The following is a 22,063-nucleotide window of genomic DNA, read 5'->3' as shown; positions in this document are numbered from 1 at the left end:
CCTTTTTCTGGTCGTGCTCATGACATTAATCTCCTCGCAGCTGCTCGTTCATGATCAGGAAGGCGCCCAGGCCGTGGAAGTCGTTGGTGGCCCGGGTGCGGGCGGCGTAGTACGCGTAGTCGCCGACGTTCGTGCCGACCGAGATGCCGGCGAGGTTCGTGCGGCCGTCCGCACCGAGCGAGATCTCCGCGAGCACGCCCTGGTGACCGCGCCGGGCGACGGCCTCGTAGTGCGGGTCGAGATAGCCCTGCTGCACCCCGCGCGAGAGCGCATAGGTGAACATGCTGGAGCAGGACGTCTCGGTCCAGTCATCGCTCCTCGTCCCCTTGTCCATCACCTGGAACCAGCGGCCGGTGGCCGGATCCTGGTACTTCTCCAGGCCCGCCGCCAGGCGCCGGAAGATCCCGAGGAGCCGGCCGCGGAGAGGATGGTCCGCCGGGATCGCGTCCAGCACGCCGACGATCGCCATCGCGTACCAGCCGTCCGCACGGCACCAATGCTCCGGGGCCAGCCCGGTCCGCGGGTCGGCCCAGCCCGCGGTCCTCGACTCGTCGTAGGCGTGTTTCAGCAGGCCGTTCGCGACCTGGAGATGACCGCCGTAGACGGCGAGCTGCCGTGCCGCCTCGTCGTTCGTGGACGCGCTGTCGCCGAACTCCCTGCCGTACTCGACGAGGAACGGGTTCACCATGTAGACGCCGTCCGCCCACAGCTGGTGGGCGCGGCTGCTGTTGTCGGCGTGCCAGAAGCCCCCGTCGCCGGTGCGCGGGTAGGTGGCGAGGCGGTCGCGGATCTTCTTCGCCGCCTTGCGGTAGCGGTCCTGGCCGGTCTCGTGGTGCAGGATCACCAGAAGCCGGCCGGCCTGCATGCTGTCGAGGCTGTCGAAGGACTCGCCGATGGAGCCGTCGCTCTTCACGAAACGGTCGACATAGCTCTGGATGTAGGTCAGATAGCGCTCGTCGTGAGTGCGCCGGTAGGTGAGGTACTGGCCGTAGAGGTAGAGGCCGACCGGGTACGACCAGCCTCCGATGCTCGTCGGCGTGAAGCGGGCCGTGGTCGAGTCGACCACGGCCCTGGACCAGTCCGTGGCGGGGGCGGGCCGGGGCCGGGCCGGGGCCGCGGCGGCCGGGGGCACGGCCGCGGGGAGTGCGGACAGGCCGGCGGTGGTGAGCGCGAGTGCCGTCAGGGCCGCCCGCAGGCGTTGGCGTCTCATGGTCCTCCCTCTGGCCGGGCTTCGCGGTGGGCGTACGCGAGCCGCCTGGGCCCGGCCACGAGATCGCGTACGAGGTGGTGGTCCGGGGCGTGCCGGCACGCGGGGTCGGTGCGGGCCGGGTCGCCGGTGAGGGCGTAGGCCTGGCAGCGGCAGCCGCCGTGGTCGGTGGTGCGCAGGGCGCAGCCGCGGCAGGGCTCGGGCATCCACGCTTCGCCCCGGTACGCGTTGAAGGCCGCCGACTCCCACCAGATCCAGCCCAGTCGGCACTCCCGGACGTTCGGCGGATCGAGGCCCGGCAGACCGGCGGCGGCCGGGCAGGGCAGGACGGTGCCGTCGGGGGTGACGGTGAGCGAGATGCGGCCCCAGCCGCCCATGCAGGGCTTGGCCGTGGCATCCAGCAGATCGGCGGCGACCCACACCAGTTCCGGTGTGCCGCCGAGCCGTTCGCGCCACCGGCCCACCGTGCCGCGCGCCCGCTCCACCTGGGCGGGTGTGGGCAGCAGGGCGGCGCGGTTGCGCAGCGCCCAGCCGTGGTACTGGGTGTGGGCCAGCTCGATCCGGTCCGCGCCCCAGTCCACGGCGAGCCGGATCAACGCGTCGAGGTCGTCGAGGTTGCCGCGGTGCAGGACGGCGTTGAGCCCGAGCGGCAGGCCCGCCTCGCGGACCAGCCGGGCGGCACGTTCCTTCGCCGCGAACGAGCGTACGCCCGCGATCCGTTCGGCGGCCCCGGGATCCGCGTGCTGCACCGAGAGCTGCACACTGCGCAGCCCGGCCTCGACCAGGCCGGCGAGCCGGCACTCGCCGAGGCCCACCCCGCTGGTGACGAGCTGGGTGTACAGGCCCGCCGTGTCGGCGGCGGCCACCAGGTCGGACAGGTCGCGGCGCAGCAGCGGCTCGCCGCCGGACAGATGGGTCTGGACGACGCCGAGCGCACCCGCCTGCCGGAACACCCCGGCCCACTCCTCGGTGGTCAACTCAACCTTCCTGCCTATGAGTTCGACCGGATTGGAGCAGTAACCGCAGCGCAGCGGACAGGCGTGGGTGAGCTCGGCGAGCAGGGCCCAGGGGTGGCCTGCCGTCACGCCGGGTGGAGGTTCGGGGGTCGTGTCGGGCAGGAGTTCGGGGGTCACGTCGGCCGGAGGTACGGGCGTCGTGCCGGCCGGAGGTTCGGGGATCGTGTCAGGTGGAGGTTGGGGGGTCATGTCAGCCAGCCCTCCGCGTGGAGTCGGCCGAGGAAGTCCGGGACCTCTCGGGCCACCGGAGCGCCGGGGAACTCCGCGGACAGCTCGGCGACGATCTCGTCCGTGGTCCGGCTGCCGTCACAGAGCCCGAGCACGCCCCCCGCGCATCCGTGCAGGACGACCACGCGCTCCGGCAACAGCAGCAGATCCACGTCCCGCACCCGGTCGTGCCGCAGCACCACACCCCGGGCGAGCACGGGACACCGGGCGGGCCGGCCCGGGACGGGACCGGGACGGCCGCGCGGCGCACCCGGGGCGGGGCCGGGTCGGCCGGGTGTCATGGTCCGGTCCCGGGTGCGGTGTCCACCGCGTCCAGCAGCGCCCACAGCACCTCGCACTTGAAGGTGAGCGCGGCCACCGCCCGCTCCTGCTGCTCACGGGTGCGGGAGCGCGCGAGGACCAGGGCGAGGGCCTCCGCGCCGTCGCGGGCCCCCTGGGTGACGCGGGTGCGGAAGTAGGCGAGTCCGGCGGGGTCGATCCAGGGGTAGTGGCGCTCGAACGCGGCGATGCGGGTGCGCATCAGGTCCGGGGCGGACAGCTCGGTCAGGGAGGCGGCGACGGCTTCCGGAGCCGGGCGCTGCCGGCAGAAGGTGACGTAGGCCTCCACCGCGAACCGCACCCCGGGCGGCACCCGGGAGGTGTCCCACAGTTCCTCGCGGGTGAGGCCGGCCGCCTCGCCGAGCCGCAACCAGCGCTCGATGCCGCCCTCGCCGCCGTCGGCCGTGCCGTCGTGGTCCCGGATGCGGCGCAGCCAGGTCCGACGCTCCCCGGGCCCGTCGAGGCCCGCGAGGATGAGGGCGTCCTTGACGGGGATGTGCCGCTGGTAGTGGAAGCGGGCGGCGATCCAGCGGCGCACCTCGGCGGGGGTCAGTTCGCCGCGGTGCATGCGGAGGTTGAAGGGGTGGCGGTCGTGGTAGCGGGCGGCGGTGACGGCGCGCAGCCGTTCGGTGAACTCGTCGGCCGGCCAGGCGGCCCCGGTCTCGTCGGTGCGCGGAGGCGCCGACGTCATGAGACCGGGGGCGGCTCGGGCGGCCGGCGGTCGGCGAGCGCGTAGGCGGTCACTTCCAGTGCGGTTTCCACGACCTGATATCCAGGGCTTTGCCAGGTCTTTTCATCCGATGTCTGCGGGCCGGGGCGGCTCGCCGGAGGGGTCGTCAGCAGAGTGTGGTTCATGTGTGCGTACCCGCTTTCCTGAGGGTGGGGGTTCTCAGAGGGCAGACAGCGGCCAAGGTCAGAGGCCGTTCACATGGATGCACCGGGTTCAGCGATACGTCCGGTGGCGCGATACAGAGTCGCGGGAGGACGGCTCGCGGTCAATGGTCCGGACCCATAACGTCGGATGCATTTCCGGCCAATCCGTTACTCCCGGAACTGACTGGCCGGTCAGTTGGTGCGGATCGCGCGGTCAGGAATGCATCCCGGCCCGTGATCGTTGAGGATGGGAACAGCACCTGTCGACAACCGAAGGATCAACAAGCTCGTGAGCAGCAAGGTCCCCCCGATCATCCTCAACAACGGCGTCGAGATGCCCCAGCTGGGCTACGGCGTGTGGCAGGTTCCGGACGACGAGGCCGAGCGGGCCGTCGCCACGGCACTGGAGGCCGGGTACCGCAGCATCGACACAGCCGCGATCTACGGCAACGAGGAGGGCACCGGCAAGGCCATCGCCGCCTCCGGCGTGCCCCGCGAGGACGTCTTCGTCACCACCAAGCTCTGGAACAAGGACCAGGGGTACGACGCCACCCTGCGCGCTTTCGACACGTCGCTGGCGAAGCTGGGCCTCGACTACGTGGACCTGTACCTGATCCACTGGCCGCTGCCGTCCCGCGACACGTACGTCGACACCTACAAGGCGTTCGAGAAGCTGTACGCGGACGGCCGCGCGAAGGCGATCGGCGTGTCCAACTTCCTCCCCGGGCACCTGCGGCGGCTGATCGCCGAGACCTCGGTCGTCCCGGCGGTCAACCAGATCGAGCTGCACCCGCACCTGCAGCAGCACGAGTCCCGCGCGCTCCACGCGGAACAGGGCGTCGCCACCGAGGCCTGGTCACCGCTCGGCCAGGGCAAGGGCCTGCTGGAGGTGCCGGCCATCGTCGCGATCGCGCAGAAGCACCAGCGCACCGCGGCACAGATCGTGCTGCGCTGGCACCTTCAGCTGGGGAACGTCGTGATCCCGAAGTCCGTGACGCCGTCGCGGATCCGGGAGAACATCGCGGTGTTCGACTTCAGCCTGGACGACGAGGACCTCGCGGCGATCAGCGCCCTGAACGAGGACCGGCGGATCGGCCCCGACCCGGCCACCTTCGACCTGGGCTGAGAACCACGAGGACGACGTCGACCTGCGCCGAGGCCACACCGGAACTCCCGGGCACGACGTTCGGCCGAGGCGCAGAACTCCCGGGAGGGACGGGGCGACCGGGGCCCGGACCTCCCGGGCGTGACGTGCCGGCCGAGGCCCGCCGGAGCCGCCGGGTGCGACGGGTCAGTTGAGGCGTACCTCCGAGTGGACGACCTCGAACTCCTCCAGGCCCGTGACGCTCACGCGGGCCTTGGGTGCCCCCTCGTGCCGGGCCGCGGCCTGACCGGCCCGGGACGCTGCCATCGAGGCGCGGTCCACGAAGAGGACGACGGCCCGGCCCGCGCCGCGCTCCCGGTCGACGAGCAGGGTGGCGCTGGCCAGCCCGTGCAGGGTCTCCAGGCGCGGGATCACGGTCGAGCGGAAGGTGTCGGCGATCAGGTCGACGTCCGCGGGGTCGAACTCCACCCGGGTGAGGCGCAGTCCGCCGCCCACGCGCGGCCCCTGGACCGGGTGGATCACCACCGCCTCGAAGTTCTCCACCGCGAGCGTGCCCGCGAACGGATCCAGCAGCGCCGGTCGGTGCTCGCTCATGACCTCGTTGCTGTTCTGCCGCGCATGCGGGGAGTCCCACCAGCTCACTCCCAGCAGCTTGCCGAGCTCCCGGTCCACGAAGACCCCGGCTCCGCGGTAGCCCGGACGTTCTTCGAGCAGATCCCGCCCTTCACTGTTCAGCGCCCGGACAGCGGTGTCGATCATCGTGGGGTCGCCGGTCACATAGATGCTGCGCACGAACATGGCACGTCACCTCCCAGCTCGACATGACCAGTCTTTCCCGCGGGACAAACCACCCCAAACGGCCTAATGCGCTCGACTTTCACCCGAAGGGTTGACGAGGACATGCGGACGGGACCACCTTGTACGACACTCAGTAAGGAAACTTTCCTAACAGAAGGGCCCCCCACAGTGCGCCTTCGAACACTGACCCTCGCCGCGGCCTCCGGTGCCGCCCTCCTCGCCGCCGGACTGCTCCCCGCCCACGCCTCTGCGAACACCCCCGCTTCGGCCCAGGAGGGCTCGGTCAGCGCGGCCGACCTGCTCGCCAAGGTGACGAGCTGCTCGCAGATATCCAACGGCAAGTACAAGACCGACGACGAGACGTCGGCCACCGTCCCCGTGTGCGGCAAGAACGGCGCGGTGTTCTGGAAGGCCGACATGGACATCGACTGCGACGGCCAGCGCACCACGAACTGCAACGAGAACCGCGACCCCTGGTACCAGGACGACACCGCCTTCCACCAGTCCGACGGCAAGGCCCTGAAGGCCGAGTCGTTGCCGTACGTGGTGGTCCCGAGCTCCAGCAGCATCTGGAACTACTCCGGCGCCGGCATCAAGGGCGGCGGTGTCGTCGCGGTCATCTACAACAACAAGGTCGAGTACGCCGTCGTTGGCGACACCGGCCCCACGAAGATCATCGGCGAGGCCTCGTACGCCACCGCCAAGGGGCTCGGGATCGACCCCGACCCGGCCACGGGCGGGGCCGACTCCGGCGTCACCTACATCCTGTTCAAGAACTCCAAGGTCTCCCCCATCGAGAGCCACAGCGCGGCGGTCTCCCTCGGGGACCAGCTGGCCAAGCAGTTCCTGGCCAACAACTGAGGCCGGACGTACGTCAGTTGGGCTGCCCCAGCGGACGTACGACCAAGGTGTTGACGTCGACCCCGGCCGGCTGCCGGATCGCCCAGACAACCGATTCGGCGATCTGCTCGGCGGTCAGCAGGTGCCCCGGGGGCAGGCCGCCGGTGCTGTCCCAGAACGGGGTCTCCACCCGGCCGGGAGCGACCAGCGTGACGCCGACACCGAACTCCGTGACCTGACGCCGGGTGTTCTCGGCCAGTCCGGTGACCGCCCATTTCGTGGCGCCGTAGAGATTGCCGGGCGTGTTCACGAACCCGGCCACGCTGCCGACCAGGACGATCCGGCCGCGGGTCTCCTTGAGGGCGTCGACGGAGGCCCGGATGAGCAGGGCCGGGCCGAGGACGTTGGTGAGGACCATCTCGGTCCAGCCGGCCGGGTCGCCGTCGGCCACGGTGTCGTGGGTGGCGAAGCCGGCGTTGGCGATGACGGTGTCCAGTCGGCCGTACGCCTTGAGCGTGCGGTCGACCGCGTCCTGGACGTCGTCGAAGTCCGACGCGCTGCCGGGGACCGTCAGCAGGTCGCCGGGGTTGCCCAGGCCGGCGGCGAACTCCCGCAGCCTCTCCTCCCCGCGCCCGGTGACGGTGACCCGGTGTCCGGCGTCCAGCAGCTGCCGGGCGACCGCGGCACCGATGCCGCTGCCGCCGCCGGTGATGAGCGCGACCGGTGAGTCGTTCATGGTTTCCCCCTGTGTGTGCCGGTGAACGGGGGGAGTTCATCACTTCGAGAAGGCTCGAAGTCAAGTGCCGTCACAGGTGCGGCGGTAGGACGCCGAGGGCAGGTAGCGGTGCCGGCCGGCGCGCGCGAGGCCGCCGTGGGCACGGGTGCAGACCACGGCGGCCGCGCGCTCGGGTGCCAACGGGCTCGTCCGGTCGGCCGGATGAGCGGTCGCGAGGTGCAGCTCCTCTCCGTCCGGTCCGAAGCCGAAGGCCAGGACCGGCCCGTCCCCGACGGGCAGCTGCGCGGCCGGCGGACGGGGGCGGCGGCCTCGCACACCTCGGTGGCCGCGCTGCTGCCGGTCACCCGGGACCTGCACACCCCGGGCAGCCGTCCGGACGACGTCACGGCGGTCGCCGCCGCCGTCCGCGCGGCGGGGCGGGATGCCGACGGAGTGCTGTACCTGCCCGGGCGGCGCCGCGTGTGGTCGCTGGCCGACCCCGGCTGCGGACGCCGGGGTCGCAGTCCGCGGCCGAGCGCGCCGGGGTCGCAGTGCGCGGAGGAGCGCGGTGCCTAGACGGGCCGTACCGCCGTGTGGACCGTGTACGCGGCGAGGACGAACACATCCGGCCTGTGGTGCACGCTCGCCGGGTCCGACGGGTCGAGCAGGCGGTCCAGGGTGGCGCGGTCCTCGGCATCCAGTTCCTCGGTGCCGACGTCGCGCAGCCGGGACAACTGGGTGACGACGTAGGCACGCGCCCGGGCGGTCGCGGGGGCCGGCAGGTCGAGCAGGAAGCTGCGGGTACGGGTGTGCCGGAGACCGGCAGAGGTCAGCAGCGCCGGCCAGTCCTCGGTCTCGGCGACGGAGCCGGGCAGGTCGGCGCGCATCCGGGCGAACCACTCCTCCTGCACCACGTCCAGCCGTGTCTGGAGTCCGGGGCGGCCGATGCCGATGTCCCGGGGCAGGAAGCGCGCGGACAGGCCGCCTTCGAGGAGGGCGAGGGTGCCGCCGGGGGCCAGCCGGGCGGCGAACGCGGCGAGCGCGGCCCGCTGGTCCCCGAGGTGGTGCAGGCTGCGGCTGGCCCACAGCAGGTCGGCCGGATAGTCCAGCTCGTCCAGTACGCCGGGCAGTTCGCCCGCGAGGGTGCCGAGGCGGTCGGCGACCGACTGGCGCACCGCACGGGCACGGGCGCGCTCCAGCAGCGGTTCGGCGCTGTCGACGGCCACGATCCGGGCCCCGGGGAAGATGTCGGCGAACAGGCATGCGACGACACCCGGGCCGCTGCCCGCGTCGACGATCAGCCCCGGGTCGGTCACTTCCTTGGCCAGCCAGGCCATGATCCGCTCGTGGACGGGTGTGAACAGCTCGGCCTGTGACTCCAGTTCGGGGGCCATCACGCCCCAGTCGAGGTCGGTGTCGTGCCCATGGGTGTGTCCGTGCCGGTCCTCGTGCTGCGCGTGGGAGCGCCGGTCGTGCGGGTGGTGGTCGTGCGCCATGGTGGTCAGCCTCTCGTCGGTGTGCCGCCAGGGTGCGACGGCACACCGGACACAGGCCAGCAGCCTTGCCGATACGGCAAAAGGGAGATGCGCCACGGCAAGGCGACCGGCGACGGCCTACGAGCCGGACCGCTCGGACGGCAAACGCTCTGCGGCATCGGACGGGACTCACTCTCCGGTGCAGGAGGCGGTCCGTCGGGGCCCGTCCCTCGTCCAGGGCCGTCCGCCGGCCGGGGCCGCACGGGAGCCGCCGTACCGCTCGGCCAGCTCCGCCGCCGTGCGTGCGATCCGTTCGCGCAGTTCGGGCGGCCCGAGCACCTCGACGTCCGAGCCCATCCGCAGGAACTCGCCGTGCGCGTGCTCGACGGACTCGATGGGCAGGGTGACGAGCGTCCACCCGTCGGGCTGGACACGGCCGCGGGCCCGGACGGCCGCGGCCGCCGGGCCGGTGGGCAGGGCGCCCGGGGCCAGCCGGACCACCGCCTCACCCCGGTAGAGACGATCGTGGAAGTCACGCTGGTAGGCCGTCCAGTACGCGCCCAGATCGAAGTCGTCCGGGCGGCTGAACTCCTCTTCGCACGTGGTGAGCCGGAGGATCTGGTCGACCCGGTAGGTGCGCGGTCCGGGAGCGGCGACCACGTACCACCGGCCCGCCTTCAGCACCAGCCCGTACGGCTCCAGGCGGCGCTCCACGTCGGTGGGCTCGCGCCAGCGCCGGTAGCGGACCCGCAGCACACGGCTGCGCCACACCGCGTCGGCGACGGCCGCGAGGTGGGGCACCTCGTCGGCGTCGGCGTACCAGCCGGGGGCGTCGAGGTGGAAGCGGCCGCTGATCCGGTCGGCGTGGGCACGCAGTTCCGCGGGCAGGGCGGCACGGACCTTGAGCTGAGCGGCGGCGAGGACCGGGCCGAGACCCAGCTCGGCGGCCGGGCCGGGGGCGCCCGCCAGGAAGAGGGCCTCGGCCTCGCCAGTGGTGAGGCCGGTCAGGCGGGTGCGGTAGCCGTCGAGGAGACGGTAGCCGCCGGCGTGGCCCGCGTCGCCGTAGAGCGGGACGCCCGCCGCGCTCAGCGCCTCGATGTCGCGGTAGACGGTGCGCGCGGAGACCTCCAGTTCCTCCGCGAGCTGGGCGGCGGTCATCCGGCCCCGGGTCTGGAGCAGCAGCAGGATCGAGACGAGGCGGCTGGACTTCACTGACACAGGATGTCAGGGAAGCGGTCCTAGCGTCGCGGTCATGGCCTTCAGGGAGAAACTGCTGACCGTGCCGCCGCCGATCGAGGTGGCGGGACGGCACATCAAGCGCTACCACGTCACCGCCGACCCGGCAGGCATCGAGCCCGATGTGGAGAAGGCGGCGTACGCGATCCTGCCGGAGCTGCTGCCCGCATCCGACGGCACGCCGGCCGCGACGTTCGTCGTCCTGCACCGGGGCGGCGACAGCGGCGCCTACCTCAACGCGTACAGCTGGGTGTGGGACAACGTGCTGCAATTCCGGGGCGCCGCGGCGGGCCAGCCGGTGCTGGGCTGCCCGGACCGCGATCCCACCCGCTTCGTCCGGCCCGACCTGCCCTGGATCGGCTGTGTCTGGGAGCTGCCGCCCATCCGGCACGAACGGGACGCCTGGGTGCGGCACCTGCTCGTCCCCGAAGTCCCGGACCTGGAGGCCTACTTGACCGACAGCATGCCCGAGGGAACCACAGGAGACCGCTCATGAGCAGCCCGCACGACTTCGACTTCCTCCACGGCGCGTGGCAGGTCCGCCACCGCCGCCGCACCGACTTTCTCGACCCCGCGAGCGACTGGGAGGAGTTCCGGTCCACGAGCCGTTGCCGAGCGCTGTTCGACGGCGCCGCGAACATCGACGAGGTCGACCTGCCCCACCTCGGGGCCAGGGGGCTCACCCTGCGGCTGTTCGACCCGGAGAGCGGGCAGTGGTCCCTGCACTGGGCCGCCAGCCGCACCGGCACGCTCTTCCCGCCCGTGACCGGCCGTTTCGAGGGCGACCGCGGCGAGTTCCACGGTGACGACACCCATGACGGCAAGGACGTACGGGTGCGGTTCGTCTGGTCGGGCGTCTGCCCGGCCGCCGCCCACTGGGAGCAGGCCTTCTCCGTGGACGGCGGAACGACCTGGGTGACCAACTGGACGATGGACTTCAGCCGTCCGCCGGCTTCCTGAAGGCGCGCAGCGCGAAGAGGGGGTCGGGGCGGGGGCGGTCCTGGTCCGGCAGACGGGCGAGGCCCGCGGCGAACTCCTCGGTGCGCGGATCGCCCGGCGGCAGCAGGGTGAACCAGCCGCGGCCGAGGTCGGCGATGGTGACGCGAGGGCTGCGGCCCTGGCCGACGCCCGGGAAGGAGGCATGCCCGGACGGGGCCAGTCCGTGCTCGGCCGCGTGTGCGGTGACGGCGCCCACGGCGTCCTGGGCGGCGCGCCGCGGGCGCGGCGCGAGGACGACGTCGATGTCGCTGCCGACGTCGTGCGCGTCCGCCTTGTCGACGGTGGTGACATAGACCCCGCCCGGCTTCAGGACGCGGGCGCACTCGGCGACGACGGCCCGCACCTGGGCGGCGTCGGAGAGCAGGTGCAGCAGCCAGATGCTGGTGACCACGTCGAACGTGGCGTCGGCGAAGGGCAGGCGGCGGCTGTCCGCCTGCAGGATCGTGCCGGGCAGCCGGGCAGCGGCCCGGCGCGCCATGCCCGCGGCGAGATCGGCGCCGGTCACCCGCAGCGCGGGCCGGGCCGCGGCCAGACGCCGGGTGACGATCCCGGTGCCGCAGGCGGCGTCGAGGAGACGGCCCGGCCGGTCGGGGATCAGGCCGAGGACGGCCCGGGTGGCTGCCTCGGCGCGGGGTTCGCCGCCACGGGAGAGGTCGTAGGCGTCGGCTTCTTTGTCGTAGTCGAGCACATCCCTCAGTGTGTCCGGTGACCTGGGGCGATGTCCTCCACCCTGTGGGCGAGCGCAAAATCCTTCTCTGTGACGGCGCCTCCCGCGCTGTGCGTGTTCACGCTGAGGGAGACGGTGTGATAGCCGAGGGTGAGGTCGGAGTGGTGGTCCAGCTCGTCCTGGATCTGCGCGATGTGCACGACGAAGGCCGCCGCAGCGAGATGCGAGCCGAGCCGGTAGGTGCGGGTGAGGCGGTCCCCCTCCAGCGACCAGCCGGGCAGCTCGGCCAGCCGGTCCTCGATCTCCTTCTGCGACAGCGGTTCGACGGCCATGGCCGGTCTCCCTTCGGGGCGGGCGGGTCCTCGTTCAGCCTGCCACGTCCGGCCCGTCACGGACTCGGCGAACGACTCCGTACGTGCTCCGGGTTCAGCCCCGCACGCACGTCATGCCCGGCCCGCTGAGCACTCCACGCGCAGCCGCGACGTAGGCGTTTCGCGCTCAGCCGCCCGTGTGCGCTTCCTGCTCGGCCGGCCGTACTCGTGGGGTGGCCGTGGGTGATCTGGGCGCCGCGGGCGGCCATGGCGAAGGCCGTGTCGGCGGGGCACACGAGGCCGAAGGGGGCCGAGCGCATCACCCCGCCGCAGCCCTTGGAGTCGGGGTTGACCTCTCCCGGTGTGCCGTCGAGCGGGAGCGCGGGGTCGGGGGCGTACATCTGGGCGACTCCGGACAGGCACGCGTTGCCGGGGGCGCGCCGGGAGTACAGCCAGGCCTCGGTGACCAGTCCGCCCGCGGGTGCGCCGTTCTGCGGCGGTGCGGCCTCCTCGGGGCCGGAGCTGGTCTGGGTCCTGAGCCACCGCTCGTAGGCCCACCGCAGCAGCAGGGCCCAGCCGCCGCCGGTGCCCTTCTCCCGCTCGCGTGCGTGGGCCTGGACGAGGGCCTCGGCGGTGAAGAGGGTCATCTGTGTGTCGTCGCTGATCCGGCCCACCACCCCGTGTGCGCCGGGCACCAGACCCCGCACGCCGCGCTCGCCGTGCGAGGCGCGGATCCGGTCGAGGGAGGAGAACTCGACGGGGTACCCGAGGGCGTCGCCGAGTGCTCCGCCGAGGAGACAGCCGCGGACTCTGGCCCGGTACACCGCCTCGGCCTCCCAGGACGGCTTCCAGGGCTGGTTCATGCGTGCGGTCCTCAACTCCGGTCTGCGGCGGGGACGGGACCGGTCTCCCGGGCTGTCGGGCAGCCTCCGCGGCCACCGGGAAACTCCTCGGCCGCGGCACGTCCTCCTCGACTACGGTCGTCCGTATGACCATTGTCGCGACCGGCCCCACCGCAACCGCCACCGCCCCCGCGGACCGGGCCCGCAGGACGGACAGGACCGACAGGACCGACAAGGGCGTGGGTCCGCTGCTGCGCGCCTGGCGGGAGCGGCGCAGGATCTCGCAGCTGGAGCTGGCGCTGCGCGCCGACTCCTCGGCGCGGCACATCAGTTTCATCGAGACCGGCCGGTCCCGGCCCAGCGAGGAGATGGTGCTGAGGCTGGCCGAACACCTGGACGTGCCCGTGCGCGAGCGCAACGCCCTGCTGGTGGCGGCCGGTCACGCCCCGCACTATCCGGAGACCCCGCTGGACGACCCGGCGATGGACGTCCTGCGCGACGGCATGGAGCGTCTCATCCAGGGCTACGAGCCCTACCCGGCGCTGGTGGTCGACGCCGGGTACACGGTCGTCGCCGCCAACCGCGGGATCACGATGCTGCTGGAGGGCGTACCGGAGAAGCTGATGACGCCGGCGCCGAACGCGATGCGGCTGACGCTGCACCCGGAGGGTCTCGCGCCGCGCATCCGCAACCTGCGCGAGTGGCGCGGTCATCTGCTCGCGCAGATGGAGCGGCAGCTCGCCCTGCACCGCTCGGAGCCGCTGCGCGCCCTGTACGAGGAGGTGGCGGCCTACCCGTTGCCCGCGGACGCGTCCGGCACCGAACCGGCCGAGCCGGTGCCGTACTTCGCGCTGCCGATGGTGATCGAGCACGACGGCCGCACCCTGTCGTTCGTGTCGTCGATCTCGACGTTCAACACGCCCATGGACGTCACGGTCGCCGAGCTCGCCATCGAGACGTTTCTGCCCGCCGACCCGGCGACCACCAAGTACCTGCACACACTGGCTGGTTGACGCACCCCGACGGGTGCGGGTCCGGTCGAGAGCGTGTGCGAGCGCGCGTCGCATGGCAGACTGCGCGGGTACTTTCGGCGCGTAGGGGAGGGCGTGGCGTGAGTGAGCGGCGGGCTGCGCCCACCGTGGGCCAGGTGGTGCTCGGCAAACGGTTGCAGGAGTTGCGGGAAGCGGCCGGGCTCAGCCGTGAGGAGGCCGCCCGGGTGCTGCGGGTGGCGCCCGCGACCGTTCGGCGGATGGAGATGGCCGAGGTCGCGCTGAAGATCCCGTACGTCCAGGTGCTGCTGTCCACCTACGGGGTGGCCGAGGAGGAGGCGGCCGCGTTCGTGCGGCTGGCCGAGGAGGCGAACCAGCCCGGCTGGTGGCAGCGGTTCCACGACGTGCTGCCCGACTGGTTCAGCCTGTATGTGAGTCTGGAGGGCGCCGCCCGGATCATCCGCTCCTACGAGCCGCACTTCGTGCCGGGTCTGCTGCAGACCGAGGCGTATGCGCGCGCGGTGATGGAGGCCGGGACGATAGGGCAGACCGGGCCGGACACGGTGGAGCGGCATGTGTCGCTGCGCCTGGAGCGGCAGCGGCTGCTGGAGCGGATCGATCCGCCTCATCTGTGGGTGATCATGGACGAGACGGTGCTGAGACGTCCGGTGAGCACCCGGCCCGAGGTGATGCGCGACCAGCTCGACCGGCTGCTGGAGTACGCCGCCCGGGACCGGGTCACCGTGCAGCTCGCCGAGTTCGCGGCCGGTCCGCATCCGGGGACGTACGCGCCGTTCACCCTGTTCCGGTTCGCCGAGCCGGAGCTGCCGGACATGGTGTTCACCGAGTATCTGACCGGCGCGCTGTACCTGGACTCCCGTCAGGAGGTCGCCGCGCATCTGGAGGTGCTGGACCACATGACGGCACGGGCCGCCTCCGCGCAGCGCACCGAGAAGCTGCTGCGGGAGTACCGCGAGAACTTCTGACCGCCCTTGTGACCGGCTGAGGAGCACCCACGGCATGACCGGATCCGAGTCCGCACCCCGCACGGTCGACACCAGCAGGCCGCACCCCGCGCGGGTGTACGACTGGTGGCTGGGCGGCAAGGACAACTACCCGGTGGACGAGGAGCTGGCCCGCAGGATCCTGGCCGCGGACGGCACGGCGGTGCGCGGGGCGCGCGCCAACCGCCGGTTCATGCACCGGGCCGTGCGCACGGCCGCCGAGGCCGGGGTGCGCCAGTTCCTGGACATCGGCACGGGCATCCCCACCGAGCCCAATCTGCACCAGGTGGCGCAGGCCGCGGCGGCGGAGTCGAGGGTGGTGTACGCGGACAACGATCCGATCGTGCTGCGGCACGCCGAGGCGCTCCTGCACGGCACGGCCGAGGGCAGCACGCAGTACGTCCACGCCGACGTACGCGACCCGGGCGGCATACTGAAGCGGGCGGCGGAGACCCTCGACTTCGAGCAGCCCGTCGCGCTGTCCCTGGTGGCGCTGACCCACTACCTGAACGACGCCGCCGACACCGACGGCGGCGACGACGTGTACGGGCTCGTCGCGCGCTATGTCGCGCGGCTCGCCCCGGGCAGCTTCCTGATCCTGTCCCAGGTCACACAGGACCTCAGCCCGGACGGTGTGGCGCGGGCCGCGGAACTGTTCCGCCGCGGCGGCACCCCCTTCCACCCACGGACGTTGCCCGAGTTCCGGCGGTTCTTCGACGGCCTGGAACTGCTCGGTCCGGGGGTGATTCCCGTGCACGGGTGGCGTCCGGAGCCCGAGGACGTGGCGGCGCAGGCGGAGGGTGTCGTCCCCGTGTACGCGGGGGTGGCGCGCAAGCCCTGACCCGGACGGGCGGTCTGAACAGGTGCGTCCCCCTGCTCGCCCCTAGGTTCGAACCATGGGCCAGCAAGGGAGCCACAGGTGACCGACACCGACATACCGCCCACGGAGCCGGACGCGGCGCTGCTGAGCATCGGGAGGTTCTTCCGGCCCGGCACGCCCTCCCCGGATCTGCACAGTGTCCGGCTGACGGGCGGGCGGGCGGCGGACGCCTTCTACCGTGACCGCTGGAGCCACGACAAGGTCGTGAACTCCACGCACGGGGTGAACTGCACGGGCTCGTGCCGGTGGAAGGTGTACGTCAAGGACGGGATCATCACCTGGGAGACCCAGGAGACGGACTGTCCGTCGGTGGGCCCGGACCGCCCCGAGTACGAGCCGCGGGGCTGCCCGCGGGGCGCGGCGTTCTCCTGGTACACGTATGCGCCGACGCGGGTGCGCCACCCCTATGTGCGCGGCGTCCTGCTGGAGATGTACCGGGAGGCGAAGCGGCGTCTGCGGGATCCCGTACTGGCGTGGGCGGACATCCAGCAGGACCCGGAGCGCCGGCGCCGCTACCAGCGGGCGCGGGGCGAGGGCGGTCTGGTGCGGGCGAGCTGGGACGAGGCGGTGGAACTCGTCGCGGCCGCGCAGGTGCACACGATCAAGGCGTACGGCCCCGACCGCATCGCGGGTTTCTCGCCGATTCCGGCGATGTCGATGGTGTCGCACGCGGCGGGTGCGCGCTTCCACTCGCTGATCGGCGCGCCGATGCTGTCGTTCTACGACTGGTACGCGGACCTTCCCGTGGCGTCTCCGCAGGTCTTCGGCGACCAGACGGACGTGCCGGAGTCGGGTGACTGGGGGGACGCCGCCTATCTGATGATGTGGGGCTCCAACGTCCCGGTGACCCGGACGCCCGACGCGCACTGGATGGCGGAGGCGCGATACCGGGGCCAGAAGGTGGTGGTGGTCGCGCCGGACAACGCGAAGTTCGCCGACGAGTGGCTGCATCCGCATCCGGGGACGGACGGGGCGCTGGCGCTCGCGATGGGGCATGTGATCCTCAGGGAGTTCTTCGTCGACCGTCAGACGCCGTTCTTCACGGACTACGTGCGCAGGTTCACGGACCTGCCGTTCCTGGTGAGGCTGACGGAGCGGGACGGGGCGCAGGTGCCGGCGAAGTTCCTGCGGGCCTCGGACCTGGGCCAGGGGGACGAGGGGGCGGAGTGGAAGACGGTCGTCCTCGACGAGGTGACCGGGCGTGCGGTCGTCCCGAACGGTTCGCTGGGTTTCCGCTGGACCGAGTCCGGCCGGGGCAGCTGGAATCTCGAACTGGGTGAGATATCACCTCAGTTGAGCCTGTACGGCAGCCGGATCGCGGTGCCGGTGGAGGTCCTGCTGCCGCGGTTCGACACCGAGGGGGGCGTGCACGGACAGGGCCGTGGGGAGGTGCTGCGCCGGTCGGTGCCGGCGACGCGGCTGGGCGGGGCGGACGGCCCCCTCGTGACGACCGTGTTCGATCTGCTGCTCGCGCAGTACGGCGTCTGGCGGCACGGCCTCCCGGGCAGCTGGCCGGCCTCCTACGACGACGCGGCCACCCCCGCCACCCCCGCCTGGCAGGAGGTCCACACCTCCGTCCCCGCCGCCGCCTGTGTGAGGATCGCCCGCGAGTTCGCGCGGACCGCCGAGCGGTCCAAGGGCCGCTGCATGATCCTCATGGGCGCCGGCACCAACCACTGGTTCCACTCCGAGACGATCTACCGGGCCTTTCTCGCCCTGCTCCAGCTGACCGGCTGCCAGGGCCGCAACGGCGGCGGCTGGGCACACTACGGCGGGCAGGAGAAGTGCCGCCCGGTGACCGGCTGGGCGACGCTGGCGGCCGCGTCGGACTGGTCGCGCCCGCCGCGGCAGATGATCGGCACCGGGTACTGGTTCCTCAACGCCGACCAGTGGCGCTACGACCGGTTCGGCGCCGATGTGCTCGCCTCGCCGCTGGGCGAGGGCAGGTTCGCGGGCATGACGGGCGCCGACTGCCTGGCGCTGTCGGCACGTGCCGGGTGGATGCCGTCGTACCCGACCTTCGACCGCAACCCGCTGGACCTGGGCGAGGCGTCCGGAGACCCGGTCGCGCGGACGGTGGCCGAACTGCGGGCCGGCACGCTGAAGTTCGCCTGCGAGGACCCGGACGCGCCGGAGAACTGGCCGCGGGTGCTGACGCTGTGGCGGGCCAATCTGCTCGGCTCGTCGGCGACGGGCGCCGAGTACTTCACCCGGCACCTGCTGGGCACCCACTCGTCGCTGCGGGCCGAGGAGGCACCCGAGGACGTACGGCCCCGGGACGTGACGTGGCACGGAAAGGCACCCGAGGGCAAGCTCGATCTGCTGCTCTCCCTGGACTTCCGCCAGACCTCCTCCACCCTCCTGTCGGACGTGGTGCTGCCCGCCGCGACCTGGTACGAGAAACACGACCTGTCCAGCACGGACATGCATCCCTATGTGCACTCCTTCACCCCGGCCGTGGATCCGCCGTGGCAGGCGCGGACCGACTTCGAGGCGTTCAAGGCGCTGGCCGAGCGGCTGAGCGAGCTGGCCGTGGGCCACCTGGGCGTGCGGAGGGACCTGGTCGCCACTCCCCTCCAGCACGACACCCCGGGAGAGACGGCGCAGCCGGGCGGGGTCGTCCTGGACTGGAAGCGCGGGCAGTGCGATCCGGTGCCCGGCACGACCATGCCGAACCTGACGGTCGTGGAGCGCGACTACACGGCGATCGGTGCGAAGTTCGCGGCGCTGGGCCCGCTGGCGGAGGAGCTGGGACTGCCCGCCAAGGGCATCGTCCTCAGGCCCGACGAGGAGGTCGAACGGCTGCGGGAACTGAACGGCACGGTGCGCGCCGGTCCCGCCGAGGGGCGGCCGGCGCTGGACACGGCGGTGAAGGCGGCGAACACGGTGCTCGCACTGTCCGGGACGACCAACGGCCGGCTCGCCATGCAGGGATTTCGCACGCTGCAGACGCGCACCGGCCAGGAGATGGCGCATCTGGCCGCCGAGCACGAGGGCAAGCGGGTCACCTACGCGGACACGCAGGCGGCGCCGGTGCCGGTGATCACGTCGCCGGAGTGGTCGGGCAGCCAGTCCGGCGGGCGGCGGTACACCGCGTTCACCCTGAACACCGAGCACCTCAAACCGTGGCACACGCTCACCGGGCGCCAGCACTTCTTCCTCGATCACGACTGGATGCACGAGCTGGGTGAGGCGCTGCCGGTGTACCGGCCGCCGCTGGACATGAACAAGCTGTTCGGCGAGCCGCACCTCGGCCCGGACGGGCAGCGCGAGGTGACGGTCCGCTACCTGACGCCGCACGACAAGTGGTCCATCCACTCCGAGTACCAGGACAACCTGTTCATGCTGGCCCTCGCCCGCGGCGGGCAGAACATCTGGATGTCCCCGGTGGACGCCGACGCGCTCGCAGTGAAGGACAACGACTGGGTCGAGGCGGTCAACCGCAACGGCGTGGTCGTCGCCCGCGCGGTCGTCTCGCACCGGATGCCGGCCGGCACGGTCTGCATGCACCAGGCGCAGGAGCGCACGGTGAACGTTCCGAAGACGGAGGCCACCGGCATGCGCGGCGGCATCCACAACTCCCTGACCCCTCTGATCCTCAAGCCCTCCCATCTGATCGGCGGCTACGCCCAGTTGTCCTGGGCGTTCAACTACCTGGGCCCGACGGGCAACCAGCGTGACGAGGTGACGGTGATCCGGCGCCGCAGCCAGGAGGTCGAGTACTGATGCGTCCCATGGCCCAGATAGGGATGGTCATGAACCTCGACAAGTGCATCGGATGCCATACCTGTTCGGTCACCTGCAAGCAGGCGTGGACCAACCGGCGCGGCATGGAAGACGTCTGGTTCAACAACGTCGAGACCCGGCCCGGCCAGGGCTATCCGCGCCGGTACGAGGACCAGGAGAAGTGGAGGGGCGGCTGGGAACTGAACCACCGGGGCGCGCTGAAGCTCCGGGCGGGCGGCCGGCTGCACAAGCTCGTGGGCATCTTCTCCCACCCGAGACTCCCGGAGATCAAGGACTACTACGAGCCCTGGACGGACGACTACAAGAACCTCACCGACGCCCCGCTCGGCGACGACTTCGCGGTCGCGCGTCCGCTGTCCCAGCTCGACGGGAAACCGATGAAGATCGAGTGGTCGTCGAACTGGGACGGCAACCTCGCCGGGGCTCCCACCCACGGCGACCTCGACCCGATGGTGGAGCGCACGCGCCGGCAGGCCTCGGACAAAGTGCTGTTCGCCTACGAGCAGACGTTCATGTTCTATCTGCCGCGCATCTGCGAGCACTGCCTCAACCCCTCGTGCGTGGCGTCCTGTCCGTCGGGCGCGATGTACAAGCGGGAGGAGGACGGCATCGTCCTGGTCGACCAGGACCAGTGCCGGGGCTGGCGGATGTGCGTGACCGGATGCCCGTACAAGAAGGTGTACTTCAACCACGCCACCGGCAAGGCGGAGAAGTGCACCCTGTGCCATCCGCGCCTGGAGGCGGGCCTGCCCACGGTGTGCTCGGAGACCTGCGTGGGCCGCCTGCGCTATCTCGGCGTGCTCCTGTACGACGCCGACAAGGTGACCGCGGCCGCCTCGGTGCGCGACGAGAAGGCGTTGTACGAGGCCCAGTTGGACGTCTTCCTGGACCCGGAGGACCGCGGGGTGCGACGGGCCTGCCAGGAGGCGGGCATCCCGGACGACTGGCTGGAGGCGGCGCGCCGCTCCCCCGTGTACGCACTGATCGCGAAGTACCGGGTGGCACTGCCGCTGCATCCGGAGTACCGGACGCTGCCGATGGTCTGGTACATCCCGCCGCTGTCGCCGGTGGTGGACGCACTCACGGAGACCGGGCACGACGGCGAGAGCACGCAGAACCTGTTCGGCGCGATCGACACCCTGCGCATCCCGCTGGAGTACCTGGCGGAGCTGTTCACGGCGGGCGACACCGGGCCGGTGCGCGCCGCGCTGGAACGGCTCGCCGCGATGCGCTCCCACATGCGGGCGATCAACCTGGGCGAGGAGCCGGCGTCGGGCGACGCCTCGGCCGTCGGCATGGATCCGGGCGGCATCGAGGAGATGTACCGGCTGCTGGCGATCGCCAAGTACGAGGACCGGTACGTGATTCCGACCGCGGCCGTGGGGGACGCCCGGCGGCTGGAGGAGTCGGCGCTGCCCGAGGGGTGCAGCCTCGACTACGACGGCGGGCCGGGGATGGGCGGCGACGGACCCTTCGGAGGGGACTCGGGGCGCAGGACGCTGCCGCTGGTCTCGGTGGAGAACTTCCACGCGCTGCGCAGACGGCAGACGACCGACGACGCCAAGGAGGCGTGATGCACTCGGACGCGGTGCTGTACCAGGCGTCGGCGCTCTGTCTGACGTATCCGGACGAGGACCTGGTGGAGAGGCTGCCGCTGGTGCGCGAAGCCGCCCCGCGGCTGCGGGCGTTCGTGGACCACGCGACCAGGACCCCGCTGCCCGACCTGGCGGCGCACTACGTAGAGGTCTTCGACTTCAAGAACCGGCACAGCCTCTATCTGAGCTGGTGGCGCGACGGTGACACCCGGCGGCGCGGGATGTCGCTGGTGCGGTTCAAGGACCTGTACCGCGCGTACGGTCTGGAGTTCACCGGCGAGGAGCTGCCCGACTTCCTGCCGGCGGTGCTGGAGTTCGCGGCCCGCACCGGGAACACCGACCCGCTGACGGACCACCACGACGGACTGCAGCAGCTGCGGTCCCGGCTGAGCGATGCCGGTACACCGTACGCGTCCGTCCTGGACGCGGTGTGCGCCACCTTGCCGACCGTCCGCACGGGGGTGCGCTCATGACCACAGTCGTGTGGGGCGCCCTGCCCTACGTCGCTTTCGTCAGCCTCGTCGCCGGACTGGCCTGGCGCTACCGCTACGACAAGTTCGGCTGGACCACGCGCTCCTGGCAGGTGTACGAGTCGAGGCTGCTGAACATCGCCTCGCCGGTGTTCCACTACGGCATCCTGTTCGTGCTCGCCGGTCATCTGATCGGGTTGTTCGTACCGGCGTCCTGGACGCTGTCCCTGGGCATCGGCGAGCACACCTACCACCTGTTCTCGCTGTACGGCGGGACGGCGGCCGGAGCGCTCGCCGTCGCCGGGATCCTGCTGCTCGTCCACCGCCGCCGCACCCGGGCTCCCGTGTTCAGGGCGACGACGGCCAACGACAAGACCATGTACGCCGTCCTGCTCGCCGCGCTCATCATGGGCATGGTCGCCAAGCTGAGCCACACCTCCGGCAACGGCTACGACTACCGGGAGACCATCGCCCCCTGGGCCCGCAGTCTGTTCCTCCTGCGGCCCAGGACGGAGCTGATGGCCGACGTGCCCGTGCTGTTCCAGATCCACGCGGTGATCGGCATGGTGCTGATCGCGATGGTCCCCTACACGCGCCTGGTCCACATGTTCAGCGCGCCGGTGCCGTACCTGTTCCGCCCCTACATCGTCTACCGCAGGCGCGACCCCGGTCAGCTGGGCCCGCGGCCGGAGCGACGGGGCTGGGAACGGATCGGCGGCTAGGCCCTCTCCTTCGGACCCTGCCGGGG

At 71.8% G+C, this 22,063-nt stretch carries 24 protein-coding genes; 12 read left to right on the top strand and 12 right to left on the bottom strand.

Going from position 1 to position 22,063, the window contains the following annotated elements; all coding sequences use genetic code 11:
- Positions 1-25 precede the first annotated feature (25 nt).
- The 5 genes from ACFZCP_RS16605 to pqqA are packed head-to-tail and all read right to left on the bottom strand — an operon-like array spanning position 26 to position 3,624.
- On the bottom strand, positions 26-1,210 hold the full coding sequence (locus ACFZCP_RS16605; protein WP_391427731.1) for a glycoside hydrolase family 88 protein: 1,185 nt from the start codon (positions 1,208-1,210) through the stop codon (positions 26-28).
- Entirely contained in the window at positions 1,207-2,412 is a 1,206-nt protein-coding gene (gene pqqE, locus ACFZCP_RS16600) for a pyrroloquinoline quinone biosynthesis protein PqqE (RefSeq protein WP_391427730.1), read from the bottom strand. Before pqqE ends, ACFZCP_RS16605 begins: the two co-directional genes overlap by 4 nt.
- Entirely contained in the window at positions 2,409-2,732 is a 324-nt protein-coding gene (gene pqqD / locus ACFZCP_RS16595; RefSeq protein ID WP_391427729.1) for a pyrroloquinoline quinone biosynthesis peptide chaperone PqqD, read from the bottom strand. The genes pqqE and pqqD overlap by 4 nt, the downstream gene beginning before the upstream one ends.
- Complete coding sequence (gene pqqC / locus ACFZCP_RS16590) at positions 2,729-3,460, bottom strand: pyrroloquinoline-quinone synthase PqqC (RefSeq protein WP_391427728.1); 732 nt, start codon at positions 3,458-3,460, stop codon at positions 2,729-2,731. Before pqqC ends, pqqD begins: the two co-directional genes overlap by 4 nt.
- Positions 3,457-3,624, bottom strand: a complete 168-nt coding sequence (pqqA, locus tag ACFZCP_RS16585) for a pyrroloquinoline quinone precursor peptide PqqA (protein ID WP_362682832.1) — start codon at positions 3,622-3,624, stop codon at positions 3,457-3,459. Before pqqA ends, pqqC begins: the two co-directional genes overlap by 4 nt.
- A gap of 307 nt (positions 3,625-3,931) precedes the next feature.
- Here pqqA and ACFZCP_RS16580 point away from each other — a divergent pair, with 307 nt between their 5' ends.
- On the top strand, positions 3,932-4,768 hold the full coding sequence (locus ACFZCP_RS16580; protein ID WP_391427727.1) for an aldo/keto reductase: 837 nt from the start codon (positions 3,932-3,934) through the stop codon (positions 4,766-4,768).
- A 165-nt stretch (positions 4,769-4,933) separates the two neighbouring features.
- Here ACFZCP_RS16580 and ACFZCP_RS16575 read toward each other — a convergent pair whose 3' ends face one another.
- Positions 4,934-5,545, bottom strand: a complete 612-nt coding sequence (locus ACFZCP_RS16575) for a hypothetical protein (protein ID WP_391427726.1) — start codon at positions 5,543-5,545, stop codon at positions 4,934-4,936.
- Between the two features lie 168 nt (positions 5,546-5,713).
- Here ACFZCP_RS16575 and ACFZCP_RS16570 point away from each other — a divergent pair, with 168 nt between their 5' ends.
- Positions 5,714-6,406: a glycoside hydrolase family 75 protein gene (locus tag ACFZCP_RS16570; protein ID WP_391427725.1), complete on the top strand. Its 693-nt coding sequence runs from the start codon at positions 5,714-5,716 to the stop codon at positions 6,404-6,406.
- A gap of 13 nt (positions 6,407-6,419) precedes the next feature.
- On the opposite strand, the gene ACFZCP_RS16565 is transcribed toward ACFZCP_RS16570, so the two are convergent.
- Positions 6,420-7,121: an SDR family NAD(P)-dependent oxidoreductase gene (locus ACFZCP_RS16565; protein ID WP_391427724.1), complete on the bottom strand. Its 702-nt coding sequence runs from the start codon at positions 7,119-7,121 to the stop codon at positions 6,420-6,422.
- A 201-nt stretch (positions 7,122-7,322) separates the two neighbouring features.
- Between ACFZCP_RS16565 and ACFZCP_RS16560 the strand changes: the two genes are divergently transcribed.
- Positions 7,323-7,676, top strand: a complete 354-nt coding sequence (locus ACFZCP_RS16560) for a hypothetical protein (protein ID WP_391427723.1) — start codon at positions 7,323-7,325, stop codon at positions 7,674-7,676.
- Here the strand turns inward: ACFZCP_RS16560 and ACFZCP_RS16555 are convergent.
- Together ACFZCP_RS16555 and ACFZCP_RS16550 are read right to left on the bottom strand one after the other, a co-directional pair.
- Positions 7,673-8,596 carry a methyltransferase gene (locus ACFZCP_RS16555; protein WP_391427722.1) on the bottom strand — a complete coding sequence of 308 codons (924 nt, stop codon included), beginning with the start codon at positions 8,594-8,596 and terminating at the stop codon, positions 7,673-7,675. The two genes, ACFZCP_RS16560 and ACFZCP_RS16555, sit on opposite strands and share 4 nt — an antisense overlap.
- 168 nt (positions 8,597-8,764) lie before the next feature.
- Positions 8,765-9,787, bottom strand: a complete 1,023-nt coding sequence (locus ACFZCP_RS16550) for a WYL domain-containing protein (protein ID WP_391427721.1) — start codon at positions 9,785-9,787, stop codon at positions 8,765-8,767.
- Positions 9,788-9,827: 40 nt separating this feature from the next.
- On the opposite strand from ACFZCP_RS16550, the gene ACFZCP_RS16545 reads away from it, so the two are divergent.
- Both ACFZCP_RS16545 and ACFZCP_RS16540 read left to right on the top strand, forming a co-directional pair.
- Complete coding sequence (locus tag ACFZCP_RS16545) at positions 9,828-10,307, top strand: hypothetical protein (protein ID WP_391427720.1); 480 nt, start codon at positions 9,828-9,830, stop codon at positions 10,305-10,307.
- Positions 10,304-10,771 carry a hypothetical protein gene (locus ACFZCP_RS16540; protein WP_391427719.1) on the top strand — a complete coding sequence of 156 codons (468 nt, stop codon included), beginning with the start codon at positions 10,304-10,306 and terminating at the stop codon, positions 10,769-10,771. Before ACFZCP_RS16545 ends, ACFZCP_RS16540 begins: the two co-directional genes overlap by 4 nt.
- On the opposite strand, the gene ACFZCP_RS16535 is transcribed toward ACFZCP_RS16540, so the two are convergent.
- The 3 genes from ACFZCP_RS16535 to ACFZCP_RS16525 are packed head-to-tail and all read right to left on the bottom strand — an operon-like array spanning position 10,749 to position 12,651.
- A complete protein-coding gene (locus ACFZCP_RS16535; RefSeq protein WP_391427718.1) occupies positions 10,749-11,498 on the bottom strand; it encodes a methyltransferase domain-containing protein in 750 nt (249 codons plus the stop codon). The two genes, ACFZCP_RS16540 and ACFZCP_RS16535, sit on opposite strands and share 23 nt — an antisense overlap.
- Positions 11,499-11,503: 5 nt before the next feature.
- Positions 11,504-11,809, bottom strand: coding sequence for a 4a-hydroxytetrahydrobiopterin dehydratase (locus ACFZCP_RS16530; protein WP_362682862.1), 306 nt, complete (start codon positions 11,807-11,809; stop codon positions 11,504-11,506).
- A gap of 56 nt (positions 11,810-11,865) precedes the next feature.
- Positions 11,866-12,651, bottom strand: a complete 786-nt coding sequence (locus ACFZCP_RS16525) for an ADP-ribosylglycohydrolase family protein (protein ID WP_391427717.1) — start codon at positions 12,649-12,651, stop codon at positions 11,866-11,868.
- A 125-nt stretch (positions 12,652-12,776) separates the two neighbouring features.
- Here ACFZCP_RS16525 and ACFZCP_RS16520 point away from each other — a divergent pair, with 125 nt between their 5' ends.
- The 7 genes from ACFZCP_RS16520 to narI all read left to right on the top strand — a co-directional run bounded on the left by ACFZCP_RS16520 (position 12,777) and on the right by narI (position 22,037).
- A complete protein-coding gene (locus ACFZCP_RS16520) occupies positions 12,777-13,643 on the top strand; it encodes a helix-turn-helix transcriptional regulator (RefSeq protein ID WP_362682868.1) in 867 nt (288 codons plus the stop codon).
- Positions 13,644-13,741: 98 nt separating this feature from the next.
- On the top strand, positions 13,742-14,605 hold the full coding sequence (locus tag ACFZCP_RS16515) for a Scr1 family TA system antitoxin-like transcriptional regulator (protein ID WP_391427716.1): 864 nt from the start codon (positions 13,742-13,744) through the stop codon (positions 14,603-14,605).
- A 34-nt stretch (positions 14,606-14,639) separates the two neighbouring features.
- Positions 14,640-15,464: an SAM-dependent methyltransferase gene (locus ACFZCP_RS16510; protein WP_391427715.1), complete on the top strand. Its 825-nt coding sequence runs from the start codon at positions 14,640-14,642 to the stop codon at positions 15,462-15,464.
- Positions 15,465-15,542: 78 nt separating this feature from the next.
- The gene (locus ACFZCP_RS16505; protein ID WP_391427714.1) at positions 15,543-19,229 is read left to right on the top strand and encodes a nitrate reductase subunit alpha; all 3,687 of its coding nucleotides are present in this window, start codon (positions 15,543-15,545) and stop codon (positions 19,227-19,229) included.
- Positions 19,229-20,824, top strand: coding sequence for a nitrate reductase subunit beta (gene narH / locus ACFZCP_RS16500; RefSeq protein WP_391427713.1), 1,596 nt, complete (start codon positions 19,229-19,231; stop codon positions 20,822-20,824). Before ACFZCP_RS16505 ends, narH begins: the two co-directional genes overlap by 1 nt.
- A complete protein-coding gene (gene narJ, locus ACFZCP_RS16495) occupies positions 20,824-21,318 on the top strand; it encodes a nitrate reductase molybdenum cofactor assembly chaperone (RefSeq protein WP_391427712.1) in 495 nt (164 codons plus the stop codon). Before narH ends, narJ begins: the two co-directional genes overlap by 1 nt.
- Positions 21,315-22,037, top strand: a complete 723-nt coding sequence (gene narI, locus ACFZCP_RS16490) for a respiratory nitrate reductase subunit gamma (protein ID WP_391427711.1) — start codon at positions 21,315-21,317, stop codon at positions 22,035-22,037. The genes narJ and narI overlap by 4 nt, the downstream gene beginning before the upstream one ends.
- Positions 22,038-22,063: the final 26 nt, after the last annotated feature.

The sequence above is a fragment of the Streptomyces sp. NPDC007971 genome (assembly GCF_042958635.1).
In the GTDB taxonomy this organism is placed as follows: domain Bacteria; phylum Actinomycetota; class Actinomycetes; order Streptomycetales; family Streptomycetaceae; genus Streptomyces.
Note: the sequence above shows the minus strand (reverse complement) of the source record. Positions and strands in the feature narration are given on the sequence as shown.

Coding starts and splice junctions, on each gene's coding strand:
- pqqE (WP_391427730.1), bottom strand. CDS start 2,412: ATGACCCCCCAACCTCCACCTGACACGATCCCCGAACCTCCGGCCGGC.
- ACFZCP_RS16565 (WP_391427724.1), bottom strand. CDS start 7,121: ATGAACGACTCACCGGTCGCGCTCATCACCGGCGGCGGCAGCGGCATC.
- ACFZCP_RS16530 (WP_362682862.1), bottom strand. CDS start 11,809: ATGGCCGTCGAACCGCTGTCGCAGAAGGAGATCGAGGACCGGCTGGCC.
- ACFZCP_RS16540 (WP_391427719.1), top strand. CDS start 10,304: ATGAGCAGCCCGCACGACTTCGACTTCCTCCACGGCGCGTGGCAGGTC.
- pqqD (WP_391427729.1), bottom strand. CDS start 2,732: ATGACACCCGGCCGACCCGGCCCCGCCCCGGGTGCGCCGCGCGGCCGT.
- ACFZCP_RS16555 (WP_391427722.1), bottom strand. CDS start 8,596: ATGGCGCACGACCACCACCCGCACGACCGGCGCTCCCACGCGCAGCAC.
- ACFZCP_RS16545 (WP_391427720.1), top strand. CDS start 9,828: ATGGCCTTCAGGGAGAAACTGCTGACCGTGCCGCCGCCGATCGAGGTG.
- ACFZCP_RS16575 (WP_391427726.1), bottom strand. CDS start 5,545: ATGTTCGTGCGCAGCATCTATGTGACCGGCGACCCCACGATGATCGAC.
- narJ (WP_391427712.1), top strand. CDS start 20,824: ATGCACTCGGACGCGGTGCTGTACCAGGCGTCGGCGCTCTGTCTGACG.
- ACFZCP_RS16605 (WP_391427731.1), bottom strand. CDS start 1,210: ATGAGACGCCAACGCCTGCGGGCGGCCCTGACGGCACTCGCGCTCACC.
- narI (WP_391427711.1), top strand. CDS start 21,315: ATGACCACAGTCGTGTGGGGCGCCCTGCCCTACGTCGCTTTCGTCAGC.
- ACFZCP_RS16510 (WP_391427715.1), top strand. CDS start 14,640: ATGACCGGATCCGAGTCCGCACCCCGCACGGTCGACACCAGCAGGCCG.
- narH (WP_391427713.1), top strand. CDS start 19,229: ATGCGTCCCATGGCCCAGATAGGGATGGTCATGAACCTCGACAAGTGC.
- pqqC (WP_391427728.1), bottom strand. CDS start 3,460: ATGACGTCGGCGCCTCCGCGCACCGACGAGACCGGGGCCGCCTGGCCG.
- pqqA (WP_362682832.1), bottom strand. CDS start 3,624: ATGAACCACACTCTGCTGACGACCCCTCCGGCGAGCCGCCCCGGCCCG.
- ACFZCP_RS16520 (WP_362682868.1), top strand. CDS start 12,777: ATGACCATTGTCGCGACCGGCCCCACCGCAACCGCCACCGCCCCCGCG.
- ACFZCP_RS16525 (WP_391427717.1), bottom strand. CDS start 12,651: ATGAACCAGCCCTGGAAGCCGTCCTGGGAGGCCGAGGCGGTGTACCGG.
- ACFZCP_RS16560 (WP_391427723.1), top strand. CDS start 7,323: ATGAGCGGTCGCGAGGTGCAGCTCCTCTCCGTCCGGTCCGAAGCCGAA.